Below are 258 nucleotides of genomic sequence, written 5' to 3'. Positions count from 1 at the left end.
AATCTACACAGAACCACTACGAAGGTCCTGTAACAGCACCGGTCTCTCAGCTTGAGTGGTTGCGCGAAAGCCTAACAGCAGAACTTAGTGGACTGTCCACCGACATTGAAGATTTCCGCGTGTATCTGGCTCCGTATCTTCCTCTCACAGAATTTGACGATTCGGTGGGTGTAGCGCGCGAGTCCGCTGCCCAGAAATACCAGTGGCCAACAAGTCAAAACAGCCCGGTGGAAGCTGCGTTCCTGAACGCGCTAACAG

At 53.1% G+C, this 258-nt stretch carries 1 protein-coding gene; it reads left to right on the top strand.

Going from position 1 to position 258, the window contains the following annotated elements:
• Window positions 1–258 (top strand): hypothetical protein (locus AC1RPV_RS08010; RefSeq protein WP_481764238.1); only part of this gene is annotated, 258 nt, incomplete at both ends.

The sequence above is a fragment of the Dellaglioa sp. CoH-55-MRSF-9 genome, from assembly GCF_056782155.1.
The sequence above is the reverse complement of the archived record's forward strand: the minus strand, read 5'-3'. Positions and strand labels throughout refer to the sequence as shown.